This is a genomic window from Lysobacter antibioticus, assembly GCF_001442535.1.
Lineage (GTDB): Bacteria > Pseudomonadota > Gammaproteobacteria > Xanthomonadales > Xanthomonadaceae > Lysobacter > Lysobacter antibioticus.
In genome coordinates, this window is sequence record NZ_CP013141.1 from 5,519,831 (window position 1) to 5,541,933 (window position 22,103).

Annotated in this window: 12 protein-coding genes and 1 pseudogene (1 of these 13 cut by a window edge); 10 read left to right on the top strand and 3 right to left on the bottom strand. The window is 67.3% G+C overall.

The window, feature by feature from the left end:
- The 10 genes and pseudogenes from GLA29479_RS22315 to GLA29479_RS22360 all read left to right on the top strand — a co-directional run.
- On the top strand, window positions 1–2,226 hold the 3' portion of the coding sequence (locus GLA29479_RS22315) for a M16 family metallopeptidase (protein ID WP_057972887.1). The gene continues 12 nt to the left of window position 1, outside the view; only the last 2,226 of its 2,238 coding nucleotides appear in the window; the start codon falls outside the window, past its left edge; it ends in the stop codon at window positions 2,224–2,226.
- A gap of 392 nt (window positions 2,227–2,618) precedes the next feature.
- A pseudogene (locus GLA29479_RS22320) lies at window positions 2,619–2,930 on the top strand (DUF4156 domain-containing protein); the annotation flags it as partial.
- 250 nt (window positions 2,931–3,180) lie between these two features.
- The gene (locus GLA29479_RS22325) at window positions 3,181–4,203 is read left to right on the top strand and encodes a 3-oxoacyl-ACP synthase III (RefSeq protein ID WP_031372746.1); all 1,023 of its coding nucleotides are present in this window, start codon (window positions 3,181–3,183) and stop codon (window positions 4,201–4,203) included.
- A gap of 1,134 nt (window positions 4,204–5,337) precedes the next feature.
- Window positions 5,338–5,583 (top strand): hypothetical protein, encoded by a 246-nt coding sequence (locus GLA29479_RS22330; RefSeq protein WP_057919424.1) that lies wholly within the window; start codon window positions 5,338–5,340, stop codon window positions 5,581–5,583.
- Window positions 5,584–6,019: 436 nt separating this feature from the next.
- Window positions 6,020–6,643, top strand: coding sequence for a biofilm formation regulator BacA (gene bacA, locus GLA29479_RS22335; protein ID WP_057972888.1), 624 nt, complete (start codon window positions 6,020–6,022; stop codon window positions 6,641–6,643).
- Between the two features lie 7 nt (window positions 6,644–6,650).
- A complete protein-coding gene (locus tag GLA29479_RS22340) occupies window positions 6,651–7,388 on the top strand; it encodes a PspA/IM30 family protein (RefSeq protein ID WP_211265013.1) in 738 nt (245 codons plus the stop codon).
- A 52-nt stretch (window positions 7,389–7,440) separates the two neighbouring features.
- A complete protein-coding gene (locus tag GLA29479_RS22345) occupies window positions 7,441–8,166 on the top strand; it encodes a hypothetical protein (RefSeq protein ID WP_057919421.1) in 726 nt (241 codons plus the stop codon).
- 54 nt (window positions 8,167–8,220) lie between these two features.
- Window positions 8,221–10,272, top strand: a complete 2,052-nt coding sequence (locus GLA29479_RS22350) for a flotillin family protein (RefSeq protein WP_057972889.1) — start codon at window positions 8,221–8,223, stop codon at window positions 10,270–10,272.
- Window positions 10,273–10,381: 109 nt separating this feature from the next.
- Window positions 10,382–15,778, top strand: coding sequence for a DNA repair ATPase (locus tag GLA29479_RS22355; protein ID WP_082638913.1), 5,397 nt, complete (start codon window positions 10,382–10,384; stop codon window positions 15,776–15,778).
- Between the two features lie 15 nt (window positions 15,779–15,793).
- Window positions 15,794–16,498 carry a phospholipase D-like domain-containing protein gene (locus tag GLA29479_RS22360; protein WP_057972890.1) on the top strand — a complete coding sequence of 235 codons (705 nt, stop codon included), beginning with the start codon at window positions 15,794–15,796 and terminating at the stop codon, window positions 16,496–16,498.
- 79 nt (window positions 16,499–16,577) lie between these two features.
- On the opposite strand, the gene GLA29479_RS22365 is transcribed toward GLA29479_RS22360, so the two are convergent.
- The 3 genes from GLA29479_RS22365 to GLA29479_RS22375 form a co-directional block, all read right to left on the bottom strand.
- Window positions 16,578–17,789: a CaiB/BaiF CoA transferase family protein gene (locus GLA29479_RS22365; protein ID WP_057972891.1), complete on the bottom strand. Its 1,212-nt coding sequence runs from the start codon at window positions 17,787–17,789 to the stop codon at window positions 16,578–16,580.
- Between the two features lie 132 nt (window positions 17,790–17,921).
- Window positions 17,922–19,796: a glycoside hydrolase family 127 protein gene (locus GLA29479_RS22370; protein WP_057972892.1), complete on the bottom strand. Its 1,875-nt coding sequence runs from the start codon at window positions 19,794–19,796 to the stop codon at window positions 17,922–17,924.
- Window positions 19,793–21,988 carry a formylglycine-generating enzyme family protein gene (locus GLA29479_RS22375; RefSeq protein ID WP_082638914.1) on the bottom strand — a complete coding sequence of 732 codons (2,196 nt, stop codon included), beginning with the start codon at window positions 21,986–21,988 and terminating at the stop codon, window positions 19,793–19,795. Before GLA29479_RS22375 ends, GLA29479_RS22370 begins: the two co-directional genes overlap by 4 nt.
- Between the last annotated feature and the right edge of the window lie 115 nt (window positions 21,989–22,103).

Consider the following 22,103-nt stretch of genomic DNA (forward strand, 5'->3'; position numbering starts at 1 on the left):
CTCGACGACGTCAAAACCTGGTTCCGCAGCTGGTACGGCCCCAACAACGCGGTGCTGGTGCTCGCCGGCGACATCGACCTGGCCACCGCGAAGGACAAGGCGCTGCGCTACTTCGGCGACATCCCGGCCAGCGCGACCCTGCCCGACATGGCCGCGCGCGTGCCCAAGCGCGAGCGCGACACCGAGGAAACGGTGCCCGACCGCGTGCCGCAGGCGCGCGTTTACCGGGCCTGGCCGGTCGCCGAATTCGGCAGCGCCGACGGCACCGAGCTCGGCCTGTTCGCGCAGGTCCTCGGCGGCAGCGCGGCCTCGCGCCTGGACGCGCGCCTGGTCCATGCCGACCGCATCGCCGACAGCGCCAGCGTGTCGATCAATGACGCCGAGATCAGCGGCACCCTGGTGGTGGTCGCCAACGTCAAGCAGGGCGTCGACCCGGCCAAGGTGCGCGCCGCCATCGACGAAGAGATCAAGCGCCTGATCGAACAAGGCCCGACCGCGCAGGAGCTCGAACAGGCCAAGACCGCCAGCCGCGCCGACTTCGTCCGCGGGGTCGAACGCATCGGCGGTTTCGGCGGCAAGTCCGACGTGCTCGCGCGCTGCGCGGTATTGCTCGGCAAGCCCGACTGCTATCGCGACGAACTCAAGGAGCTCGCTGCGGCGACCCCGGCCAGTGTCCAGGCCGCCGGCCGGAAGTGGCTCGGCGTCGGTTCGCATACCTTGATCGTGCAGCCCGGCGACAAGCCGGCCTCCTCGCTGCCGGAAACCGTGCGCGCCGCGCCGGCGACCCGGCCGGCGGCGATTCCGGCCGCCGACCCGCGCTTCAAGACCGTGGCCTCCACGGTCGACCGCAGTGCCGGCGTGCCGGTGACCCAGCGCTTCCCCGATCTCAACTTCCCGACCCCGCAGCGCGCGCGTCTGGGCAACGGCATGGAAGTGGTGCTGATCGAGCGCCACGAAACCCCGGTGGTGCAGCTGGCGATGGAATTCCCCGGCGGCTTCAGCGCCGACCTCGGCAAGAAGGTCGGCACCGCCAGTTTCGGCATGGCCATGCTCGACGAAGGCGCCGGCGACTACGGCGCGCTGCAGCTGTCGGCACGCAAGGAAGCGCTCGGCGTCGAGCTGTCGTCCAACGCCAGCCTGGACAGCGCCAACGTCGCCATGTCGGCGCTGACCGACAAGCTCGAGCCTTCGCTGGACCTGTTTGCCGATGTGGTCCGCCGCCCGCGTTTCGAGGCCGCCGAAATCGAACGCGTGCGCGCGCAGTGGTTGGCCGGGATCAAGCAGGAGAAGGCGCGTCCGCAGACCGCGGCGCTGCGCGTGTTGCCGCCGCTGCTGTACGGCGCCGGCCATGCCTATGCGATTCCGTTCACCGGCACCGGCACCGAGGCGTCGATCGCGTCGTTGAGCCGCGACGACCTGGTCGCCTTCCATCGCGATTGGCTGCAGCCCGACCGTGCGCGCGTGTTCGTGGTCGGCGACACCACCCTGGCGCAGATCGTGCCGCAGCTGGAACGCCGTTTCGGCGACTGGAAGGCCGCCGCCGACGCACCGGCCCTGCCGGCGCTGGCCACGGTGGCGCGCCCGAAGGCGCCGCGCGTGTTCCTGGTCGACCAGCCCGGTGCGATCCAGTCCAACCTCTACGTCGGCGAGTTGATCGCACCGACCGGCGATGCCGGCACCATCGATTTCGATTTCGCCAACGGCGTACTCGGCGGCGAATTCAGCTCGCGCCTCAACATGAACCTGCGCGAGGACAAGCACTGGGCCTACGGTTCCTACAGCGGCTCGGGCAACGCCAAGGGCCAGCGGCCGTGGATCGCCCAGGCCGCGGTGCAGTCGGACAAGACCGTCGAATCGCTGGCCGAACTCAAGCGCGAGATCGAATCGTTCGCCAGCGGCAGCACGCCGATCAGCGCCGCCGAGGTGGCCAAGATTCGCGCCTCCAACACCTTGAGCCTGCCGGGCGCGTACGAGACCACCGACGCCTTGATGGCCCAGGTCAGCGCCGACCAGCGCTACGGCCGCCCGGCGGACTACATCCTCGAGTACAAGGCGCGCAACGAGGCGATGACCCCGGCGCTGGCGCAGGCTGCGGCGAAAACGCTCGACCCGGCGGCGTTGACCTGGGTCGTAGTCGGCGACCTGTCGAAGATCGAACAGCCGATCCGCGCGCTCAAGCTCGGCGAGGTCGAAGTGATCGACCAGGACGGCAAGCCGAAGCGCTGAGCCGATCGGTTGCTGTGATGCAAGGCGACGGGTCGCCTCTTCGGAGGCGGCCCGTCGTCGTTTGTGGGTGGGCGGTCGCAGGGGCTGGAGTGGCAGCAACAGCAACGACAACAGCAACGACAACAGCTAATCCCCCCGCGCCCGCTGCGCGGTCGCGGCCCCTCTCCAAAGGCGGCATGGCTGCGTCGTTTCTGTCGCCACGCTTGCGGCGGACAATGATCCGAGCCATGCCGTATCCGTTCCTTCGCCTCCCCAAGATGGATTCCCCCTTTGAAAGGGGGGCAGGGGGGATTTGCTCCGCGCCTTCGCTCCTGCGATCGCCCCATTCCTATCGCGCTCAGCCGAATCCGGCGACAATGCCGCCGATTCGGCCGTCCCCTTCGAGGTTCCGCATGCGCGCACTGGCAATCCTGTCCCTGGTTCTCTCCGTGTCGGCCTGCACCTGGGTGCAGATGGCGCCCGGCGCACAAGCGGTGCGCGTGCTCTCCGGCGGCGCGGCGCCGTCGGGTTGCGAGAAGCGCGGCGAAGTCGTCGTCGCGGTCAAGCACAACGTCGCCTTCTACGAACGCAACGCCCTGCGCGTGCGCGAAGAACTCGAGACCCTGGCGCGCAACGAAGCCCCCGGTCTGCAGGCCGATACCATCCAGCCGGTCGCGGCGCCGGCCGACGGCCAGCAGCGTTTTGCCGCCTACCGCTGTGGCCCCGGCGCGGCCCCGGCTGCGCAATCGGCGCCTTCTGCGGCCGCCCAGACCTATCCGGTGGGCGGCTGAGCGCATTTCCAAACCCTCGCGTACGGCCTGTTAAGGCCTCTCGCGCCGTCCTAATCCACTGTTTTTCAAGGGGTTTGTGGCGCGGGGTAAGCGTCGGGTACCGGCCGCGCGCCAAGCATGGCTAATGCATAGGGGTCGTGAAGGCGCTAATCTGTCGCACTTTGTCCGCGAAGGGTTTGCGCCCATGCTGTTCCAACACGTCGCTATTGCCGGGCTCGCTCATGTCGATGCTCCGCGCAAGCTGACCTCCGACGAAATCAACGCCCGCCTCAAGCCCACCCTCGATCGCCTCGGCATCAAGGTCAATGTGCTGCAGGATGTCGCCGGCGTGCACGAACGTCGTCTGTGGGATGGCGAAATGCGCGCATCCGATGCCGCCACCCTGGCTGCCGTCAAGGCGCTCGCCGATGCCGCGGTCGATACCGATCGCATCGGCCTGCTGGTCAACACCTCGGTGAGTCGCGACTATCTGGAGCCGTCCACGGCCAGCATCGTCGCCGGCAATCTGCGCCTGGGCGAGAACTGCCAGAACTTCGACGTCGCCAACGCCTGCCTCGCCTTCCTCAACGGCATGGACATCGCCGGTCGCATGATCGAGCGCGGCGAGATCGACTACGCCCTGGTCGTCGACGGCGAAACCGCCAACCTCGCCTACGAGAAGACCATCGAGCGCCTGAGCAAGGCCGACGTCACCGAGTCGCAGCTGCGCGACGAGATGGCGACCCTGACGCTCGGCAGCGGCGCCGCCGCGATGGTGCTGGCTCGCGCCGAACTCGCCCCGGGCGCCCCGCGTTACCGCGGCGGCGTGACCCGTTCGGCGACCGAGTGGAACCAGCTGTGCCTGGGCGACCTGCATCACGACCGCATGGTGGCCGACGGCCGCATGTTGATGATCGAAGGCCTCAAGCTCGGCCACAAAACCTTCGCCGCGGCCAAGGCCGCGCTGGGTTGGGCGGTCGAAGAACTCGATGAATTCGTCATCCACCAGGTCAGCCGCGCGCACACCCAGGCCTTCCTCAAGGCCTTCGGCATCGACCCGAAGAAGGTCATGACCATCTTCGGCGAGCACGGCAACATCGGTCCGGCCTCGGTGCCGATCGTGTTGAGCAAGCTGCGCGAGATGGGTCGCCTGAAGAAGGGCAGCCGCGTCGCGCTGCTCGGCATCGGTTCGGGCCTGAACTGCTCGATGGCCGAAGTGGTCTGGTGATGCCTGCCTGAGCCGCGCGGCGCGAGCCGACGGTCAGTCGAATACGAAAGGCCCGGTGCGAAAGCGCCGGGCTTTTTGCTTTCTGGGGTTGGGGTGTCGGTGTCGCGTTGAGTGGGCCGCGGCGTGCGCGACGCTGCTTATGGGATTGCGACGAAGCACGGTTGCACGATTGTTCTGCTTGCCGTTGCCGTTGCCGTTGCCGTTGCTGTGGTGTTGCTGTTGCTGTTGCTGTTGCCTGCTCTTGCTGTGCGCCGATTCGCACTAGCGAAGGCAATCGAAGACCCGGAGGGCGGCCCGCATGGAGGCGGGCCGTTTTTCATCGGGACAGGGATGTCCCGTATGAAAAATCCCCGCGGATGCACCGCTCGTGCGGGCCTGTGATTCAAAGAAAAGCATTTTTCTTTGGTTACCTTTCTTTTGTTGCTTATGACAAAAGAAAGTAACCCGCCGCTTTAGTGGCGGAAGCTTTAGGCGTTTGATCCTGACCCTGATCTTGCTTGAGCGAAACGCCGCAAACCCGTTACAGCGCGGTCGCGGCTCGCGCCGCTCCTACCCTGGCTCCAGCCGGAAGTGTCGCAAGTTGAGGCGTCGTGGTCGCCGCTTTAAGAGTAGGAGCGACGCAAGTCGCGACTGCGTTGGATCGATATCGCGGCGTTTCCTACAAGCAAGTGCAAAGCTTCCGTCCGCTGACGCGGCCGGGTTACTTTCTTTTGCTAAGCCCAAAAGAAAGCTAACCAAAGAAAAGGCCTTCCTTGACGAAGCTCCCCTGCGAGTACGCAGCTCGCGCCGGGATTTTCCGATAAGACGTCCCTGTCTTATCGGAAAACGCCGCACGTCCTGTGCGGTGCCCTCCGGGTCTCCACTTGACCGGTAAAGCGGCAAAGCAGATCAAAATCTCGGCAACGGCAACGGCAACGGCAACGGCAACGGCAACGGCAACGGCAACGGCAACGGCAACGGCAACGGCAACGGCAACGGCAACCGCGAAAAGGCGACGGCGAAAAGGCGACGGCATCGCCCGGGCCTCGATGATCGTTACCGCACAGGTCGGGCTTGCTATAGTCGACCCCATCACGCGCCCGCCCAGACCGCCGTCGCGTCCAGGACTTCACCCACCGCAACGGAGTTGCCGCCATGGCCCAGCCCAAGAGCCACCTCGAGATCGCGCTCGCCTCGATCCCGGTATTCACCAACGACGGCACGCTCGACGTCGCCGAATTGCAGAAGCTGCTCGATCTGGCGCTGCGCGACCAGGCGATCGACGACGACGAAAAGCGCGTGCTCGACAACATTTTCAAGCAGGCCGAACTCGGCACGCTCGATGCCGAAGTGAAGCGCCGCATCGACGAAGCCCGCAAGCAGCACGGTATTTCCGCCTGAGGCGCTCTGCGTCGCGATCCGGTCGGCAGCGGCCGGGTCGTGGCGATGGCGCTCGGGTCGATCGTGTTTGCCGACAGCCATCCGCTGCGGGGCTCGTGATTCGCATCGATCGTCCGCGGCGGTCGTGGGTGCTTCGTCGTGGTCGTCTTGGCGTGGTCGCGGCTTGCGCCGCTCCTACCCTGGAGCCGCTCTGGGGGTGGGAGCGGCGCAAGCCGCGACCGCGGACTTACCGGTCGCGCCGCCGCTATCGGCGCCTGGTCGCCTCGCGCGGTGGGGATGCTCGGCCTGGGGCGTCGGAGTGTTCGTCATCCTGGATCGCCACATAAGTGATTGAAATAAAAGGGTGCCCGGCCTGCGCGGCCACCTCCCGGCCGTTCGTCGGCATATCACATGTCATGCTTGCCAGTGTCACATGTGATGACTTATCGTGAATGACATGGAACGTCGATCCTCTGCCTACTACCAGCGCAAACATCGCGAGCGCTTACGCGAGAAGGGGCTGGTCAAGAAGGAACTGTGGGTGCTGCCGGAATTTTCCGAGGAGCTCATGGCGGTGGAACGGCGGATGCGGCAGCCGCGCGGTGCGGTGTCGGGGCGAGGACGCACGGAGGGCGCGATGAGCGATGGCAAGGTCTGGACGGCGGCGGGTTTGTACGACGCGCTGTCGCAGGACGAGGAATTCATCTACGGCGACTCGCAGATCGAGCTGATCGACGGCGCCGAACCCAGCCTGCACCTGGTCATGGCCGAATACGGCGACCTGCCGCTGTTCGTGGCCGTGGTCGGCGAGCAGATCGTGGTCGAGGCGCTGCTGTGGCCGGTCGCGCACGTGCGCGACGCCTCGGCGTTCAACGAAGAAGTGCTGCGCACCCACAAGGTGTTCCCGCTGTCGACGATCGGCATCGAGACCCTCGCCGACGGCGAGGCGGTGTACATGATGTTCGGGTCGCTCAGCGCGGCCTCGTCGCTGTCGAACGTGCTGTACGAGATCGAGACCCTCGCCGACAACGTGATCAAGGCGACCGAGGCCTACGAAACGCAGTTGCTGGAGGTGGCCTGAGATGTCGATGTCCGACCCGCCCGCGAACGATGCGCCCGCGAACGACACGCCCATGAACATCTGGAGCAAGCTGCTGACCTCGATACGCGGCGGTGCGCGCGAGCTCGGCGAGGCCTGGGTCGACAGCCAGGCGCTGCGCATCCTCGACCAGGAAATCCGCGACTGCGACCTGGAGCTGCGCCGCTCGCGCGAATCGCTGGCCGAGTTGATCGCCCGCCATTCGCTGGCGCAGCGGCGCCTGGCCGACTCCAGCGACAAGGTCGCCGAATACGAAACCTATGCGATCAAGGCGCTGGAGTCCGGCGACGAATCGCTGGCGCGCGAAGTCGCCGACAAGATCGTCCTGCTCGAATCGAGCCGCGGCGACGACGAGCGCCACGTGCAGCAGCTCGCCTCGAGCGCCACCGAGATACGAAAGGCCATCGCGATGGCCGAAGGCAATATCCGCCGGCTCAAGCAGCAACTGGACACGGTCAAGGCCACCGAGAGCATGCAGCGCGCGCAAGCGGCGGTGGCGCATCGCTATGCCGGGCCGCAGAACCGCTTGCAGACCGCGGTCGACTCGCTGGCGCGGATCAAGCAGAAGCAGGCCGAGCGCGGCGCGCGCATGGAGGCGGCGACCGAGTTGGCGCGCCACGACGATTCCGACGCGCTGGAGCGCAAGTTGCGCGAGGCCGGCATCATCGCCGACGACGCCGGCGCCGAAGCGGTATTGCTGCGACTGCGACAGAAACTGCCGGGCTGACCGGTTTCATGGAGGCGCCGCAGGGAACGCGGCACGCGGGGAGGGAGGGGTGATGATCGAGTTTCTGCAGATCGTGTTTTCGTTTCCAACGGCGTTCTATTCCGTCTTGCTGGGCGTGGTGGTCGGCTATTGGCTGTTGTCGGCGCTCGGCCTGGTCGGCATGGACGTGGCCGACGGTCTGTTCGGCCATGGCCACGGCCACTTCGGCGGCGACGGTCATTTCCACGGCCACGGCCACGGACCGGGGCACGGCCATGCGCTCGGCGATCAATCGCTGGCCGACGGTGCCCATCACCATCAAAGCGTGTTCGATCCGCTGATGCGCCTGGGGCTCGGCGGCATTCCGGTGACCGTCGTGCTCAGCGTGCTGGTCGCGACGGCCTGGGCGCTGACCTACCTCGCCGATCTGTATCTGCTGCGCCTGCTGCCTGACGGCGGCCTGCGTTTCGCCGCCGACATCGTTGCCTTGGTGGTCGCCTTCGTGTTGGCGATTCCGGTCGCCGCGTTCGCGCTGCGTCCGGTGCGGCGCCTGCTGCGCAAGATGCAGCCCGAGCCGCCGCGGCCGTTGCTCGGCCAGACCGCGGTGATCCGCAGCCCGGGCGTGTCCCGGGTCACCGGCACCGCGGCGATCGAGGACGGCGGCGCCGGCCTGATCCTGCAGATCCGCGACGAAAGCGGCGAACGTTTCAAGCGCGGCGACCGCGTGGTGTTGATCGAGTACCTCGCCGACCAGAACGCCTACCGCGTGGTCAGCGAAGACGAATTCCGCGGCGCCTGACCCCAGTCGGTCGCCGCCATCCGTATCGAAGTCGAGTCATAGGGAGATGCAAGAATGAATTTTCCGTCGGGTATTTTCATGGTCCTGACCCTGGTGGGTCTGGGCATTCTGGTCGTGTTCGTCCTGCTGATGATGTTCAAGGCCTTCTACATCAAGGTCCCGCAGGGCACGGCGCTGATCGTCAACGACATGTCCGCGATGCCTAAGGTGCATTTCACCGGCGCGCTGGTGTATCCGGTGATCTACAAGAAGGAGTTCATGAAGATCTCCCTGATCACCCTGGAGGTCGACCGCCGCGCCAAGGACGGCCTGATCTGCAAGGACAATATGCGCGCCGACATCACCGTGGCGTTCTACCTGCGGGTCAACGAGACCCAGCAGGACGTGTTGAAGGTCGCCAAGTCGATCGGCGTGGACCGTGCCTCCGACCGCACCGCGGTCAACGAGCTGTTCAACGCCAAGTTCTCCGAAGCGCTGAAGACGGTCGGCAAGCAGATCGACTTCGTCAAGCTGTTCGAGAACCGCCAGGAATTCCGCGACCGCATCGTCGAGGTGATCGGCAACGACCTCAACGGCTACGTGCTCGAGGACGTCGCCATCGACTACCTGGAGCAGACCCCGAAGTCCTCGCTCGACCCGACCAACATCCTCGACGCCGAGGGCATCCGCAAGATCACCGAGCTGACCGCGGCGCAGAACGTCATCACCAACGAGCTCGAGCGCAACGAGCAGTTGGCGATCACCAAGAAGAATGTCGAAACCCGCGAAGCCATGCTCGCGCTGGAACGCCAGCAGGCCGATGCCGAGGCGCGACAGAAGCGCGAAATCCAGACCATCCAGGCGCGCGAGCAGGCCGAAACCGCCAAGGTGCAGGAAGAAGAGCGGCTGAAGTCCGAACAGGCGCGCATCTCGGTGCAGGAGCAGCTCGACATCCGCGAGCAGAACCGCCAGCGCGAAGTCGAAGTGGCCCAGCAGAACCGCCAGCGTGCGGTGGTGATCGAGGTCGAGAAGGTCACTCGCGCCAAGGACCTGGAAGTCGTCTCGCGCGAACGCGAGGTCGAGCTGAACCGGATCGAGAAGGAGAAGGCGCTGGAAGAACAGCGCAAGGAAATCGCCAACGTCATCCGCGAGCGGATCGCGGTCGAGAAGACCGTGGCCCAGGAAGAAGAGCGCATCAAGGAAGTGCGCGCGGTGTCCGAAGCCGACCGCGCCAAGCAGGTGACGGTGCTGAACGCACAGGCCGCGGCCGAGGAAGAGCTGGTGCGCCAGGTCAAGCAGGCCGAGGCCAACGAGACCGCGTCCAAGCACCGCGCCGGCGAGATGACGGTGCTGGCGCAGGCCGAGCTGGAAGCGGCCGGCAAGCAGTCCGAAGCCAAGAAGAAGCTGGCCGAAGGCATCGAGGCCGAGCGCGCCGCGCCCGGTCTGGCCGATGCGCGGGTGCGCGAAGTCACCGCCGCGGCTAGCGAGAAGGAAGGCATGGCCAAGGCGCGCGTGATCGCCGAGACCCTGGCCGCGGAAGCGCGCGGCGAGCAGGAGAAGGGTGTGGCCCAGGCGCGGGTGATCGAAGCCCAGGCCGACGCCAAGCAGAAGCAGGGCCTGTCCGACGCCAAGGTGCTGGAAGAGAACCTGTTCGCGCAGGCGCGCGGCGACGAGCAACTCGGTGCGGCCAAGGCCAAGGCGACCAAGGACCTGGGTCTGTCGGAAGCCGAAGTGCTGCTGCAGAAGTTCAAGTCCGAGGCCGAAGGCCTGTCGCAGAAGTTCGGCGCGCTGGACTCGCTCAGCGACCAGGCCCGCTCGCACGAAGAGTTCCGCATGCAGCTGGAGAAGAACTTCGAGCAGGCGATCGCTTCGATCGAGGCCAACAAGGAAGTCGCCAAGGAACAGGCCGACGTGCTGGCCGCGGCGCTCAGCAAGGCCAACATCGACATCGTCGGCGGCGAAGGCGAGTTCTTCAATTCCTTCGCCAAGGCGCTGTCGGTCGGCAAGGCGATCGAGGGCGTGGCCGGCAAGAGCCCGATCGTGCAGGACGTGCTGCAGCGCCTGCTCAGCAAGGCCGACGGCAAGAGCGTCGGCAAGGTCGACGGCGAAACCGCGCTGGATTCCTGAGCGCAGGCCCGACCCAGGGAATGCGCTGCCCGTCGCGGCGGCGCATCGGATTGACGTCCGCGGCGCAAGGGTTTCGCGCCGCGGGCAGGACCGGTAGGACGAATCACTGATGGCCGACACCAAGCCGACCGCTTCGGCGCCGAACACCGCCGCGGGCGAGATTTCCAACGACAGCGCGAAGGCGGCCGCCCACGCGGCGGTCGATCAGGCCGTCGCCCAGGGCGGCGCGTACGAAGTGCTGAGCAAGCGGCTGGCCGAACAGGGCCTGCGTCTGCGCGGCATCGCGCAGGGGCTGAACCAGCAGCGCCTGAGCGAATTCGGCAGCAGCCAGATGGAGGTGATCGGGCGGTTCCGGATTCGCACCGAGAACAACTGCGTCGCGCGCGACATCGTGCAGGTCGGCGAACACTTGGTGTTCGGCTACAACGTGTTCATGGGGCTGAAGAAAGAGACCGCGGTCGCCGACGTGTTCTCGCTGTACAAGCTGGTGCAGGGGCCGGAAGGCTACGACGTCACCCCGGTCGAGCTGAAGGGCAGCTTCCTCGGCGTCGACAGCTTCGCCCAGGACTTCCGCGAGCTCTACGCGTACTACAAACACACCCGCCTGATCCAGTTGATCGTGCGCGACGGCAAGCTGCTGGCGGCGTTCCAGATCGGCGAGCGCATCACCGACCTGCGCGTGTTCCGCTGGTCGGTCTCGCCGGGCGGCGAAGTGCGTTATATCGACAACCGCGGCGAGCGCGACATCGCGCTGCCGGCGCCGTTCGATTTCGAGTGGACCCGCGCAACCCGCGAGATGGTGGTCAACGGCCGCCATCCGCACCTGAACGTTCTCGACAGCGTGTTCGTCGAGACGGTCAACGGCGATCTCACCATCAAGGTCGAGAACAACACCGAGGACGGCAAGGGCATCTACCGCGAACCGGTCGACGACAAGACCCAGTCGCTGGACGATGCGCAGGTCGATTTCGCCCGCGTCGGCAGCCTGATCTTGCTCAAGATCCTGCCGTACCGCGAGGAGCAGTGGCGCTATCTCGTATTCAACACGCTGACCCGCAAGGTGCTGCGTCAGGATGCGATCGGCCTGGCCTGCATCCAGTTGCCCGAAGACCACGGCATCATTTTCCCGGGCGGGTATTACCTGCAGAACGGCGAGCACAAGAGCTTCGACCAGACGATGGACGGCATGCGCTACAAGCGCAGCATCCGTTCGCCCAACGGCGAGGACGTGCTGTACCTGTTCTACGAGCCCGAGCAGGGCCGCACCGCGATGTTCACCTACAACATGATCGAGCGGCGCCTGCAGACGCCGATCTTCGGTCACGGCTATGCGCGCCTGGAAGACGGGCGCATGGTGATCTTCGCCACCGAGAGCGACGAGCCGACCCGCGTGCATCCGATGCAGGTCTGGCAGACCCCCTATTACAGCGACGAATACGCGGCCAAGCAGCCGGCCGGCAACAGCTTCATGGGCAAGATCGGCAACGCCGACCTGGTCCGCGGGGTGTCCGAACTGATGAGCCTGTCGCGCGAAATCGAGGCCACCGAGGTCTCGGCCAAGCGCTATGGCCTGCTCGCGCAGAACACCCGGCGTTTGTTCGACGCGTATCACTGGCTGTCGGACCCGAACTGCGGCGACACCGCCCCGCTGTTGCGCGAGATCGCCGCGACCGCCGAGTCGGTGCTGGACGAATACGAAAAAGTCGAAGGCATCCGCAGTCAGTCCGACCGGGCGATGCGCGAGGCGCAGAGCAAACAGAAAGCCTTGCTCGACGGCCTGCAGCCGGAGAACTGGGAGAAGGTCCAGGAGTTCGTCGATGCGCTCAACGGGCTGACCGCGCAGCGCGGGCATCTGCTGACGATCCGCGACTACCGCTACATCGACGTCGCCGGCATCGACGCGATGGAGCAAGCCCTGATCGCCGCGCACGAGCGCATCGCCGCGGCGACCGGCGCCTTCCTCGCCGGCGACAAGGCCCTGGCGCCGCTGAGCGAGCGTCTGCAGGCCTTGGAAACACAGGCGCAACAGGCCGTCAGCGTGGCCCAGCTGGCCGAGCCGCTGGAGCAGATGCGCGCGATGTCCGGGGATCTGGACATGCTGTCGGCCCTGATGGCGACGCTCAAGGTCGACGACGCGACCCAGCGCACGCGCATCGTCGAAGCGATCTCGGAGATCTACGCCAAGCTCAACCAGGCCAAGGCGCGCGCGGACCAGCGCCGTAAGAGCCTGGGTTCGAGCGAATCGGTGGCCCAGTTCGGTGCCCAGTTCAGCCTGTTCGGGCAGAGCATCGCCAGCGCCCTGTCGCTGGCCCAGGACCCCGAGCGCGCCGACGAGCAATTGTCGCGGCTGATGGTGCAACTGGAGGAACTGGAGAGCCAGTTCGGCGAGCACGAGGCCTTCCTCGGCGACATCCTGTCCAAGCGCGAGGAACTGCTCGAAACCTTCGAGGCGCACAAACAGACCCTGCTCGACGACCGCCAGCGCAAGGCCCAGGCAGTGATGGACGCGGCCACCCGCATCCTCGACGGCCTCGGCCGGCGCACTGCGCGTTTCGCCGGCAGCGACGAGCTCAACGCCTTCTTCGCCAGCGACCCGCTGATCCTCAAGCTGCGCGAACTGGCCGAGCGCCTGCGCACGCTGAAGGACAGCGTCAAGGCCGACGACGTCGAGGCGCGCCTGAAGGGCGCGCGCGACCAGGCCGTGCGCGCGCTGCGCGACCGCAGCGAGTTGTTCGAGGACGGCGGCAACGTCATCAAGCTCGGGCCGCGTCACCGCTTCAGCGTCAACACCCAGGAACTCGACCTGACCCTGTTGCCGCGCAGCGACGTGCTCAACCTGCACCTCACCGGCACCGATTTCTTCGAGCCGCTGCACAACCCCGAACTCGATGCCGCGCGCGATTACTGGGGCGTGTCGATGGATTCGGAATCGCCGCAGCTGTATCGCGGCGAGTACCTGGCCGGCCTAGTGATCGAAGCGGCCAGTGCCAACCGCGACGGCCTCAGCCTGGATCTGCTGCGCCAGCAACTGGCGCAACCCGAGCTGCTGGCGCGCAGCGTGCGCGACTTCGCCGCGCCGCGTTACCGCGAAGGCTACGAAAAAGGCATCCACGACCACGACGCCAGCCTGATCCTGCAGGCGCTGCTGCCGCTGCGCGACAGTGCCGGCAGCCTCGGCTTCGAGCCGGCCGCGCGCGCCTGGGCGGCGCTGTTCTGGTCGCAGGTCGCCGAGCAGGCCGACACGCGCCAATGGCCGGAACGTGCACGCACCGCGCGCGATATCCAGCAGTTGTTCGCCAGCGCCGCGGGCCTGGAATCGCTGCGCGCCGAGATCGCCGCGGTGATGACCGCCTATGCCCAGCAGCACACCCTGGCGATCGACCCGGCCTTGACGCCGCGCGCCGCCGAGTACCTGGTGTTGGAGTTGTCGGCCGAGCGCCCGCAATTCGTGTTCAGCAAGTACGCCCAGCAGCTGCTGCACGCGCTGCGCGAGAAGCTCACTACGGCGCGGATGTGGGACGGCTTCGTCCAGGCCCTCGACGGCCTTGGCGACCGCGTCGCCGCACGTTGGGCGCTGGCGATGAACTGGGTCGAGGCCCTGGCGCGTTCACCCGAACTCGCTCCGGTCGCGGCCTATGCTGCCGAAGCGGCGACCTTGCTGCTGCTCGACGAGCGCTTCCCGAAGAAGATCACCGAGGTCGACCTGAGCGCGCCGGTGCAGGGCTTGCTCGGCGAGCACCCGCGCATCGTCGAAGGCCGCATGACCCTGGCGATCGACGACTGGTCGGCGCGCCTGCGCCACCATCGCGAAACCTTCGTTCCCGGCTTCCAGCGCTACCAGGCCCTGCGCCAGGAGATCGTCGGCCGCGAGCGCCACGCCCTGCGCCTGGACGAGTTCAAGCCGCGTCCGCTGACCTCGTTCGTGCGCAACAAGCTCATCAACGATGTGTACCTGTCGGTGATCGGCGACAACCTCGCCAAGCAGATGGGCACGGTCGGCGAAAGCAAGCGCAGCGACTTGATGGGCCTGCTGATGATGATCTCGCCGCCGGGCTACGGCAAAACCACCTTGATGGAGTACGTGGCGCACCGGCTCGGCCTGATCTTCATGAAGATCAACGGCCCGGCGCTGGGCCATGAGGTGCGCTCGCTCGACCCCGAGCAGGCGCCCGACGCGACCTCGCGCCAGGAGCTCGACAAGCTCAACCTGGCCCTGGAGATGGGCAACAACGTGATGCTGTATGTCGACGACATCCAGCACACCCATCCGGAGTTCCTGCAGAAATTCATTTCCCTGTGCGACGGCACCCGCCGCATCGAAGGCGTGTGGAAGGGCCGCACCCGCACCTACGACATGCGCGGCAAGAAGTTCTGCGTGGTCATGGCCGGCAACCCGTACACCGAGTCCGGAGAGGTCTTCAAGATCCCGGACATGCTCGCCAACCGCGCCGACATCTACAACCTCGGCGACGTGCTCGGCGGCATGGAAGCTTCGTTCGTGCTCAGTTACATCGAGAACAGCCTGACCTCGAATCCGGTGTTGGCGCCGCTGGCGACGCGCGAGATGGCCGACCTGTACCGCTTCGTCGACAAGGCCCAGGGCAAGCCGTTCTCGGCCAACGAACTCAGCCATGCCTACAGCGGCGCCGAGATCAACGAGATCGTCGCCACCCTGGAGCGGTTGGTGAAGGTGCGCGACGTGGTTTACCGGGTCAATCAGCAATACATCGCCAGCGCCGCCCAGGCCGAGAGCTACCGCACCGAGCCGCCGTTCAAGCTGCAGGGCAGCTATCGCAACATGAACAAGCTCGCCGAGAAGATCTCGCCGGTGATGAACGAGGCCGAGTTGCAGCAGTTGATCGGCGACCACTATCTCGGCGAGGCGCAGTTGCTGACCAGCGGCGCCGAGGAAAACCTGCTCAAACTCGGCGAGATGCGCGGCACCCTCGACCAGGCGCAGGCCGCGCGCTGGGCCCAGATCAAGCGCGACTTCCAGCGCAATAAAGCCATGGGCGCGGGCGACGCCGATGTCGGCACTCGGGTCGTGGCGCAGCTCAACGACCTGATCGAGAGCGTGCGCTCGCTCGATCAGTCGGCCAACCAGGCCGCGAGCCGAGCCGAGGCGCCGCCGCCGGCGCCGTCGGCACCGTGGCAGGAAATCCTGGCGGCGCTGGAACGCGTGGCGCAAGCGCAGTCCCAGCCGCAGGCCGCCCCGGCCGCCGCCGCGCCGGATCTCGGCAGCGTGCTGAACGGCCTGGGTTCGTCTCTGCAAACCTCGCTGGTGCCGTCGCTGCAGTCGGCCTTCGATCCCTTGGTCAATCACTTGCAGGACAGCAGCGAGCGCCAGACCCGCCTCAACGAGGCCCTGGTCGAGATCTTCAAGCGACTCGGCCAGCGCGACGTCGACGACGCGCCGACGCGCGCCGAGATGACCGAGCAGCAGCGCGAGCTGCAGCGTGCGCTCAATGAATTCGCCGACCGCCTCAACGGTCGCATCCAACGCTAAGGAATGGGCAGGGACATGGATTTCGGCCGACTCGATCAGACCTTGCGCGACAGCATCGCCGACCGCAGCCTCGACAACGAGGAGAAGTTCGAGCTGCGCGAACTCGGTGCCGGGCTCGGCAGCGAACGCGTGCGCTACCTGCGCAACCGCGCCTTCGACATGACCCGCGAGCTGATGCTGGGCGAGCCGGTGCATGCCCTCGACGGGCTGCGCTGGCTGGAGCAGGTGATCAAGACCCTCGACGTGGTCGCCGCGCCCACGGTGGTGTCGAGCGCCTATTTCGCCCCCGGCGACGCCTGCCTGCGCAAACTGCGCGAGTTGTGCCGCGGCGCCAAGCGCAGCGTCGATATCTGCGTGTACACGATCTCCGATGACCGCCTCAGCGAGGAGATTCTCGCTTGCCACCGGCGCGGCATCGCGGTGCGCCTGATCAGCGACAACGACAAGAAGTTCGACGAAGGCAGCGATGTGCTGCGCCTGCGCGAGGCCGGGGTGCCGGTGCGGATCGACGACAGCCCCTTCCACATGCACCACAAGTTCTCGCTGTTCGACGGCCGGGTGCTGGCCAACGGCAGCTTCAACTGGACCCGCAGCGCGACCACCAGCAACGAAGAGAACCTGGTGGTGACCGACGACGCCAATCTGGTGCGCTGCTTCGCCGGGCAGTTCCAGGAATTGTGGGAGAAGTTCGTGCCGGGGTCGGATACGGCGCGCTACTGAGTGCGAGTCGGGGCAGGCGCCGCACTGCCGGCGCCTTCAGGTCGCGCACTCCGGGCCTTGCGGCGTCAGCGCGAATCTTTCACCCCTGGGGAGTGCCGCGGCGCGCCAGGGCCACCGCGCCGCGGTCGGCCAGCTCGTTCCTGATCGCCTGGGTGTCCTGGTCGAGCATCGGCGCGGCGAACGCAGGCGGGCCGGGGGTGCGGCCGAACTTGATCGATTGGGCGACGCCGCGATAGCGCCCGACCTGCGGGTGCTCGATCGGGCCGACGATGCCTTCGGCGAGCACCTGCGGGTGCTCGAACATGTCCTCGATGCGGCGCGCCGCGGCGCAGGGCACCTCGTCGCCGAACAGCGCTTCCCACTCCATGGCGCTGCGCCGCGCCAAGGCTTCGTGCAGGCGCGGCACGATCTCGGCCACCGCCTGCGCGCGTTTGCGCACGCTGTCGTAGCGCGGGTCGTCGGCGAGTTCGTCCAGGCCGGTCTTCTCGCACAATGATTTCCAGAAGCGCGCGGTGTTGGCGGAAATGTAGATGTGGCCGTCGCGGGTCGGATGGATGCCGGTGACGCCGCCCGAGCGCATGTCGCGGCCGATGTCGAGGCCTTCGCCGTCGGCCCAGATCATCCGCGCCGATTGCATGGTCAGCGCGCTGCGCAGCAAGGACACGCCGACGAACTGGCCCAGGCCGCTGCGCTCGCGCTCAAACAAGGCCGAGGACACGCCGGCGGCGAGCAGGGCGGCGGCGTAGTAGTCGACCACCGAGCCGTAGATGATCTCCGGCGGCCCGCCGCGGCGGCCTTGCAGCGCGCACATGCCGGTCATGGTCTGCAGCACCTGGTCGTAACCGGCCTTGTCCTTCATCGGCCCGCTCTCGCCGTAGCCGCTGACCGCGCAATAGATCAGGCGCGGGTTGATCAGTTGCAGGCGCTCGAAATCGATGCCCAGGCGCTTGGGCACGCTCGGGCGGAAGTTGTGCACCAGCACGTCGGCCTCGCGCACCAGGCGCAACAGCACCGCGTGGTCGGCCGGGCGCTTGAGGTCCAGGACGATGCCGCGCTTGCTGCGGTTGACGCCGAGGAAGGCGCGGCTTTCGCTGGCCAGGGTCGAGGGGTATTGGCGCAGATTGTCGCCGTCGGGCGGCTCGATCTTGATCACGTCGGCGCCCTGGTCGGCGAGCAGGGCGCAGCCGTAGGGGCCGGCGATGTAAGCGCTGAGGTCGAGTACGCGGATGCCGCCGAGCGGGCCGGCCGGGGCCGTGCGCTCGGTCGTCGGGTCGGGGGGGATGGAATCCATGCGGTGCGCGTCCGAAAGCCTAGAGCCTGATGCCGGGTTCACTGTGCGCCTGTCGCCGCTGTCGAAACAGCCACGCGGCATATGTTCTGGCAGCACAAATTCTTGCTTGGCCGGTGTGGACTGTGCGTGCAGTCACGGCACGGGCATGGGCGCGAGCGACAGCCAGGTCAGGCGCCAGGCGCCGTCGATGCGGCCGCCGGCGCAGTAATAGGGGCGCAACACCAGCGGCGCGCGGTAGCCCGGAGATAGTTCGATGCGCGGCACCGCTTCGATCGCGTCCGGACCGCTCCATCGCAACCAGTCGTTTTGCGGCGCCGACGGCAGGCGCAGCGTTTCCTCGGTCTTGAAGCCGTCGATCAGACCGCTCGCATAGACCAGCGGCCCGCAGGTGACGGCGAGATACTCGTAGCGCAGCACTTCCTGCGCCACCGCGCTGCCGTCGGGCGCGCGCGACTCCTGCACGTTGCGATGGATCGCGGTGTGGGTGCGCGGGGCCATCGGGAACTGCGCGAGGACCTCGTCGCCCGCGCGCCACTCGCGGTCGATGACGAGGTAGTCGCCGGCGACGACCGCCGCGTCGGCGGCGGCGCCGTTGACCGACACTTGCGCCGCGCCGGCCCACGAGGGAATGCGCAACTTGATGCGGAAACGCGAACTGCGTTCGGGGGCGATGCGTAGACGGATCGCGCCATCGAAGGGATAGGCGGTGTCCTGTTCGATGCCGACCCGGCCGGCGCCCTGCAGTTCGATCCGTGCCGAGCCCGGCCCGTACAGATTCACCGCGATGGCGTCTTCGTCGACCTGCGCATAGGCGACGCCGGGAATCTCCTCGACCGCCATCGCGCCGCTGGACTTGCAGCAGCGCCAGTAGGTGGTGTGGACGCGGCGCCCGTTCGGGAACACGTAGTAGCACCAGTCCTCGCCGTCCGGCGCCTGCGCACCGAGCAGGTCGTTATAGGCCGAGCGCTCGATCTCTTCGGCATAGCGCGCCTCGCCGGTGATCGCGAGCAATTCGCGGTTCACCTGCATCCAGGCCAGGGTCGAGCAGGTTTCGACGTAAGCGTGCGGATCGAACACGCCGGCCGGATTGAACACCTCGCGCGAGCGCTGGCCGACGCCGCCCCAGGGGCCGCCGCCGAGGCTGAGGTGATGCTCGGCGATACTGCGCCACAGGTTTTCGACGGCGCGGCGGTAGCGCGGTTCGCCGGTGGCGCGGTGCAGCTTGGCCAGGCCGACCAGGTTCCAGGCCAGCTGATAGGCCTTACCGGTGGCGATCTGCGCCGCATCGGTGCCGTCCAGCGCCTGCGACAACAGGCGCAGGTCGGGATTGCGCTCGGCTTGATCGAGCACGGTCAGAGCGAGTTCGAGATAAGTCTGCTCGCCGGTGGCGAAGTAGAGCTCGACCGCCGGGTCCATCAACACGGTCGCCGACAGGCCGTGGTGGTTGCCGAGCTCGTTGATGTCGATGGCGCCGCTGGTCAGGGTGCGCCGGCACAGATCGCCGATGCGCCGGGCCGCGTCGAGATAGCGCGGCGCCGGGAAATGCCGATGCACTTCGAGCAGACCGAGGACCAGATAAGCGTGGGTCCAGATGTCCCAGGTGCGCACGCTCGGCGCACCGTCCCAGGTGCCGGGCTTGGGCGGCTGCTTGCGCATGAAGCGGCGTTCCGGCGCATAGGTGCCGAGATAGCCGTCGTCTTCCTGGGCCGAGACCAGGAAGTCGGCGACCCCGAGCAGACGCGCGCGCAGCCCGGCATCGCCGCTGCGCGCGGCGGCCTTGGCCGCGGCGATCAGCCATTTGCCGGCATGCTCGCCGTACCAGTCGCCTTCGAGGTTCTGCTGCCGATGCTGCGCGGCGAAGATCGCGATCGCCGGACTGTGCTCGTCGACGATGAAATGCGAGAGGCGGCCGCGGCGGTTGGCATCGAGGGCCTCGCCGAGCAGGCCGCCGAGGCGGACTTCGACGGCCTGGAGCGCGGGCGCGCGGCGATGCGTGTCGGCGCTCATGCGGCATCGACCACGCAGCGGAAGCCGATGCAACCCGAGCGATCCTTGCTCGGCGCCATCAGCAGGTACTTGCCGTGCTGGTCGAGCCGGTAGGCCTGCGGGAAGTACCAGTGCGAGGTCTGCGGTTGGTAGGCGCTGCCGCCGCGCAGGATCGCCGCGCGGGTGTGTTCGTCGAGATACTCGTCGCTCCACTGCCAGACGTTGCCGACCAGGTCGAGCACGCCGAACGGGCTGGCGCCGGCCGGATGCGCGTCGACGTCGTCGGGCGCGCGCAGGCGGCGGTTGCGGTTGGGCGCGGGCACGGCGTCGTCGCGCCAGTCCTCGCCCCAGGGATAGCGGCGGCCGTCGTGGCCTTGCGCGGCGTACTGCCATTCCCACTCGCGCGGCAGGCGCTTGCCGGCCCACTGCGCATAGGCGCGTGCGTCCTCCAGCGCGACCCAGGTCACCGGCTTGCGTTCCCAGCCCGGCCGCGGCGCACCGTCGACCCAGTCGCGCAGATAGTTATGCGTATCGCGCGGGACATAGCCGCTGTCGATGACGAAGCGCTGGTACTCGGCGTTGGTGACCGGGGTGCGATCGATGAAGAAGCGCGGCAGGCGCATGCGCTTGCGATGGTTGCGGCGCGCACTGTCTTCCCAGGGGTATTGGACATCGACGCCTTCCCAGGTCTGGCCTTCGATCTCGATGCCGCCGACGACGAAGTCGAACTCGCCGGCGGGGATTTCGACCATGCCCGGCGGCGCCGCCTGGGCCGCCGCGACCGGTTCGATCGGCACCAGCCGTTGCGGCAAGGCGCGCCACTGGTTCGAGTAGCGATGCAGCGGCGTCGCCGACAATTCCTTCATGCGGGCGAGGAAGGCATCGAGGCCGTCGATCTCGGCGCCCGGCGCCAGCGCGAGCACCGCGCCGAAACCGCGGCCTTCGAGCACGAACTCGAACACCGCGCGGCCGCCGTCGAGCCGCGGCTGCAGGGCCACGCCGTTCCAGGCGTCGAAATAGCGCGCGCCGTCGAGGTGGTCGACCGCGATCTGTTCGCCGGCAATTTCATATTCGTTGCGGTTGACCAGGGTCCATACCGTGCTGCCCGCGTGCGGGAAGCGGCTGGCGAACACGCCGGCCTGCAGGGTGCGCGCATACGGACGCCAGTCGGCGCTGACCATGTGGGCGGGGAACTGCCTCTCGATCGCGGCGATGCGGCGCAGGGTTTCGGCATCGCGTTCGCCGAGCTGATTCCACAGGCCCCAGACGTTCTCCCAGGCGTTGTAGCCGATGCCGTTGAAGAAAATGTACTGCAGGTCGTGGTTGCGCTCGCGGCCCCAACGGTTTTCGTAGTTGATCATGTGGCGCGGTTCCAGCCACTTGAACTTGGCCACCGGCGGAATCGCTTCGTTGGGCGCCTTCTTGCCCCAGCTCTGTACGTTCCAGATCAGCGCCTCCTCGGCGCTGATGGTCGATTCGGGTTGCAGCACCACCGGATGGCCGAGCGCGTCGCAGGCGTCGAAGAACGCGCGCGGCACGCCGTTGTAGGTATCGCCGTTGACGCCGTCGGCGCCGACTGCCTGCACCAACTGCGCCACCGACTCCCAGTCCTTGCGGCCGCTGTCGCGGGTGCCTTGGTCCCAGGGCATGGTCGGCAGGAACACGCGCACACCGCGGCGATGGAAGTCGGCGATCGCGCCGCGCAGGCCGTCGAGCCCGCCGGGCAGGTCGGCGGCGAGGTCGAACTGGTTGCGGTCGTCGACGCCGATGTTCGGATACACGTGCCAGATCAGCACGCTGTCGATGCCGCCGTAGCGGCGCTCGAGGTCGTCGAGATAGCGATCGACGGTGTAGCGGCCGGCGACCGGATCGTAGAAATAACGGTCCTCGGCCATCATCTGGGCGTGGACGAAATTGCGCTGCGCCCACTGCAGTTCCGGGCGGCGATAGTGCGCGTCGTCGTAGCCGATGCGGATCAGGTGTTCGCGGCGCCAGTCGCTGAGCTCGGCGATCCAGTCGTCGAGGGTGGCGTCGACGTCGACCTTCCAATGGCCGATCTCGGCGAACGGCCAGCCCGGCGCCTTGCCCGGCAGCGGCAGGTAGCGTTGGGTGGTGACGTGCGAGAACTTGTACTCGGTACGCACGAGCGGGCGTTCGTCTTCGCTGGCGGCGTCGGCGGCGTGGTCGTCGGGAGGGCGGGGTGCTTGGGTCATGGGGGCGTCGCTAGGCCTGGAGCGGGAAAGACGTGACGGCGGCCGGCGCTGGCGCGGCCTCGCCGAGCCAGCGCTCGACCTCGTCGTGGCTCGGCACGCTGGCCTGCGCTCCGGC